Below are 3,902 nucleotides of genomic sequence, written 5' to 3'. Positions count from 1 at the left end.
GCTCCCGGTCTGAGACTTCGTGAGCGCGTTTCAGCAGGATTTTCCGGTCTCCCTTGAGAGTCCGGCTCTGGGACGGTTTCAGCTCCTTTCTGAGGCCCTTGCGCACTCTCTCTAGGTCAACACGGCCAGCGCACCCCACAGGTAGCCGGAAACGGGTTGGCGCGTCTCGGGCGGCAGTTTGTCAGGGGCGTTCACGGCAATGCCTCCTCGTGCGCCCGCTCGGCTGGCATGGAGGCCAGTTGCGCGTCCAGGCCGATGCCCGCCTCGAAGGCCGCCCGCACGAAGCACAGCCGTTGCAAGGCGGCATCATCGAACAGGCCATAGCCGCCCGGGGTGCACGCCACCGGACGCAGCAATCCGCGCAGCAGGTAGTCGCGCACGATATGCACGCTCACCCCGGCATCAAGGGCCAGCCGGGACACGGTGTAGGCGCTCATTGAAAACCTCCTTTTTTTATCCAGCGCAGCAGGAAAGCTGCTTCACGTCCTTGTTGAAGGTCTGCGCCGCAAGCTTCAACCCCTCGACCATTGTCAGGTAGGGGAACAACTGGTCAGCCAGTTCCTGCACCGTCATGCGGTTGCGGATGGCGAGCACCGCCGTCTGGATCAGTTCGCCCGCTTCCGGGGCCACCGCCTGCACGCCGATGAGCCGTCCGCTACCTTCCTCGATGACCAGCTTGATGAAGCCGCGTGTGTCGAAGTTGGCAAGCGCTCGCGGAACGTTGTCGAGTGTCAGCGTGCGACTGTCGGTCTCGATGCCATCGTGGTGCGCTTCCGCCTCGCTGTAGCCCACGGTGGCGACTTGCGGGTCGGTGAACACCACTGCCGGCATCGCGGTCAGATTGAGGGCTGCGTCGCCGCCGGTCATGTTGATCGCGGCACGGGTGCCGGCGGCCGCTGCCACGTAGACGAACTGCGGCTGGTCGGTGCAGTCGCCGGCCGCGTAGATGTTCGGGTTGCTCGTGCGCATGCCTTGGTCGATAACGATGGCCCCTTGCGCATTGACAGTGACCCCCGCCGCGTCCAGCGCGAGGCTGCGCGTATTCGGTGCCCGACCGGTGGCAACCAGCAACTTGTCAGCGCGCAATTCACCGTGTCCGGTGGTCAGCACGAATTCGCCGTTCACATGGGCGACCTGGCTGGCTTGCGTGTGCTCCAGCACCTCGATGCCCTCGGCACGGAAAGCGGCTGTCACCGCCTCGCCGATGGCCGGGTCTTCACGGAAGAACAAGGTATTGCGCGCCAGGACCGTGACCTTGCTGCCCAGCCGGGCAAAGGCTTGCGCCAGCTCCAGCGCCACCACCGACGAGCCGATTACGGCAAGGCGTTCGGGAATGGTGTCGCTCGCCAGGGCCTCGGTGGAAGTCCAGTAGGGTGACTCTTTCAAGCCCGGAATCGGCGGGACCGCCGGGCTGGCACCCGTGGCGACCAGGCAGCGGTCGAACATCACGACGCGCTCGCCACCCTCGTTCAAACGGACGGTAAGGCTCTGGTCGTCCTTGAAGCGCGCCTCACCGTGCACAACGGTGATGGCCGGATTACCGCCCAGGATGCCTTCGTACTTGGCGTGCCGCAGTTCGTCGACGCGGGCCTGCTGCTGGGCCAGCAGCTTACTGCGGTCAATCGTAGGCACAGTTGCCGCAATACCGCCATCGAACGGGCTTTCCCGGCGCAGATGGGCGATGTGGGCGGCGCGGATCATGATCTTGGACGGCACACAGCCGACATTGACGCAGGTGCCGCCGATGGTGCCGCGCTCGATCAGCGTGACCTGCGCGCCTTGCTCGACGGCCTTCAGTGCTGCCGCCATTGCCGCGCCACCGCTACCAATGACGACGACCTGCAACGGGCGTTCGTTGCCACTGGGCTTATCAGCGGCCCCTATCCAGCCGCGCATCTTGTCGAGCAGGCCGGCGCGGTTGTCCGTCGGTGGCGCATCGGCAAGCGTTGCCTCGTAGCCCAGTCCGGCCACGGCGGTAGTCAGCGCATCCGATGACGTGCCCGCCTCAATGGCGAGTTGCGCTGTGCCCTTCGGATAGGACACCAGCGCCGATTGCACGCCGGGCACTTTCTCCAAGGCTTCCTTGACGTGAGCCGCGCACGAGTCGCAGGTCATCCCGGTGATTTTCAGGGTGGTCATGTATTTTTCCTTTTCTGTGGTGGCTACGGCTGTTGCCGTCAGCCACGTTGTTCTGGCAATTCACAGCTGTCCGGCCCGCAGCGGCGATGTGCTGGCGAGATGAAATCCCAGACCGACACCCCAACCATCAAGGCCAGGCCGACATAGAGCAGTCCACCGCTCTGCCAGCCGTAAGCCCGCATTAAAAACACCGCTGCCAGCACCAAGATCGGGCCTATCGTGCCGAGCGCCGTGCGTCGCCACTGTCGATGATTGAGCCAAGCGATAGCATTGGCGAGTAACGCGATGCCGGCGAACATCGGCAGCAGGATGCCAATGAATAGCCCCTCGTACTGGCTCAAGAAGCCCAGTCCGATGGCCGCGCCAAAGCTGGCGATGGCAGGAAAACAGGCGGCGCAGCCCATCGCGGAAACGACGCTGCCGAGCGCGCCGGTTTTGCCAGCGATGCGCGTGATGAGTCCCATGTGTCGCTCCCGAGTTCGGTTAACGGATCAGCGTTTGAGGCTGGACGGATAGCCCGCGTCCTCGGTCGCCTTGGTCAACTTCTGGACGTTGGTCTTGGCATCGTCGAAGGTGACGACGGCCTGGCGCTTGTCGAAACTTACGTCGGTCTTGCTCACGCCCTCAACCTTGGAAAGCGCGTGCTTGACAGTGATCGGGCAAGAGGCGCAGGTCATGCCAGGCACGGACAGCGTTACGGTCTGAGTGGCGGCGAACACGGGGGCAACGAAAGCGGCGAGAGCGAGGGAGGCAAACAGCTTTTTCATGATGAACTCCTGATTAGTAGAAAAATGGCATGACGTAGGGAAAACCAAGCGCGACCAAGACCAACACGGCGACGAACCAGAAAATGAGCTTGTAGGTGGTGCGCACTTGCGGAATCGCGCACACCTCGCCCGGCTTGCAGGCTGCGGTCGGTCGGACGATGCGCCGCCAGGCAAAGAACAGTGCAACCAGCGCCGCGCCGATGAAGATCGGCCGATACGGCTCCAATACCGTCAGGTTGCCGATCCATGCCCCGCTGAACCCCAAGGCGATCAAAACCAGCGGCCCCAGGCAGCAGGCCGACGCAAGAATGGCGGCCAGCCCACCGGCGAAGAGCGCGCCGCGCCCGTTTTGTGGTTCAGACATACGCTTGTCCTTTCAAATTTGGTTTGGATAGCTTAAGCTTACTTCCGTAGTTATGTACGGAGTCAAGCGATATGCAAATTAATTTTGAGAATCTGACCATTGGCGTTTTTGCCAAGGCGGCCGGGGTCAATGTGGAGACCATCCGGTTCTACCAGCGCAAGGGCCTGCTGCCGGAGCCAGACAAGCCCTATGGCAGCATTCGCCGCTATGGGGAGGCGGACGTGGTTCGGGTGAAATTCGTGAAATCGGCACAGCGGCTGGGGTTCAGTCTGGACGAGATTGCCGAGCTGTTGCGGCTCGACGATGGCACCCACTGCGAGGAGGCCAGCAGCCTGGCCGAACACAAGCTCAAGGACGTGCGCGAGAAGATGGCCGACTTGGCGCGCATGGAAACCGTGCTGTCTGAACTCGTGTGCGCCTGCCATGCACGAATGGGGAATGTTTCCTGCCCGTTGATCGCGTCACTACAGGGCGAAGCAGGCCTGGCAAGGTCAGCTATGCCTTAGCGTGCTTTATTTTCCGATTTCTGAGGTGCCCCCACCCAGAGAGTGACCCGCTTGCCGTGGATGGGCAGATCACGATAGGGAACGTCACGCTTGCCGAACCGTACGAACTCACCCTGCACGCCGCAT

5 protein-coding genes and 3 pseudogenes are annotated in these 3,902 nt (G+C 62.7%); 1 reads left to right on the top strand and 7 read right to left on the bottom strand.

The window, feature by feature from the left end; genetic code table 11:
• Nucleotides 1–114: 114 nt before the first annotated feature.
• The 6 genes and pseudogenes from F905_RS14985 to merT form a co-directional block, all read right to left on the bottom strand.
• A pseudogene (locus tag F905_RS14985) lies at nucleotides 115–195 on the bottom strand (mercury resistance protein); the annotation flags it as partial.
• A gap of 47 nt (nucleotides 196–242) precedes the next feature.
• Nucleotides 243–437: pseudogene (gene merD, locus F905_RS00030) on the bottom strand (mercuric resistance transcriptional repressor MerD); the annotation flags it as partial.
• A gap of 16 nt (nucleotides 438–453) precedes the next feature.
• On the bottom strand, nucleotides 454–2,139 hold the full coding sequence (merA, locus tag F905_RS00025; RefSeq protein WP_005174088.1) for a mercury(II) reductase: 1,686 nt from the start codon (nucleotides 2,137–2,139) through the stop codon (nucleotides 454–456).
• Nucleotides 2,140–2,177: 38 nt separating this feature from the next.
• Nucleotides 2,178–2,603 (bottom strand): organomercurial transporter MerC, encoded by a 426-nt coding sequence (gene merC / locus F905_RS00020; protein ID WP_000522996.1) that lies wholly within the window; start codon nucleotides 2,601–2,603, stop codon nucleotides 2,178–2,180.
• Nucleotides 2,604–2,630: 27 nt separating this feature from the next.
• A complete protein-coding gene (merP, locus tag F905_RS00015; protein WP_004178136.1) occupies nucleotides 2,631–2,906 on the bottom strand; it encodes a mercury resistance system periplasmic binding protein MerP in 276 nt (91 codons plus the stop codon).
• 13 nt (nucleotides 2,907–2,919) lie between these two features.
• Nucleotides 2,920–3,270, bottom strand: a complete 351-nt coding sequence (gene merT, locus F905_RS00010) for a mercuric ion transporter MerT (protein ID WP_001294659.1) — start codon at nucleotides 3,268–3,270, stop codon at nucleotides 2,920–2,922.
• A 71-nt stretch (nucleotides 3,271–3,341) separates the two neighbouring features.
• Here merT and merR point away from each other — a divergent pair, with 71 nt between their 5' ends.
• The gene (gene merR, locus F905_RS00005) at nucleotides 3,342–3,776 is read left to right on the top strand and encodes an Hg(II)-responsive transcriptional regulator (protein ID WP_001166630.1); all 435 of its coding nucleotides are present in this window, start codon (nucleotides 3,342–3,344) and stop codon (nucleotides 3,774–3,776) included.
• 32 nt (nucleotides 3,777–3,808) lie between these two features.
• On the opposite strand, the pseudogene F905_RS15740 reads toward merR, so the two are convergent.
• Nucleotides 3,809–3,902 (bottom strand): annotated as a pseudogene (locus tag F905_RS15740) (transposase family protein); the annotation flags it as partial.

It is taken from the genome of Acinetobacter sp. CIP 53.82, from assembly GCF_000369465.1.
GTDB lineage: Bacteria > Pseudomonadota > Gammaproteobacteria > Pseudomonadales > Moraxellaceae > Acinetobacter > Acinetobacter indicus.
Note: the sequence above shows the minus strand (reverse complement) of the source record. Positions and strands in the feature narration are given on the sequence as shown.

What these genes read in the sequence shown, in the direction of transcription:
- merA (WP_005174088.1), bottom strand. Translation starts at nt 2,139, where the DNA reads ATGACCACCCTGAAAATCACCGGGATGACCTGCGACTCGTGCGCGGCT.
- merC (WP_000522996.1), bottom strand. Translation starts at nt 2,603, where the DNA reads ATGGGACTCATCACGCGCATCGCTGGCAAAACCGGCGCGCTCGGCAGC.
- merP (WP_004178136.1), bottom strand. Translation starts at nt 2,906, where the DNA reads ATGAAAAAGCTGTTTGCCTCCCTCGCTCTCGCCGCTTTCGTTGCCCCC.
- merT (WP_001294659.1), bottom strand. Translation starts at nt 3,270, where the DNA reads ATGTCTGAACCACAAAACGGGCGCGGCGCGCTCTTCGCCGGTGGGCTG.
- merR (WP_001166630.1), top strand. Translation starts at nt 3,342, where the DNA reads ATGCAAATTAATTTTGAGAATCTGACCATTGGCGTTTTTGCCAAGGCG.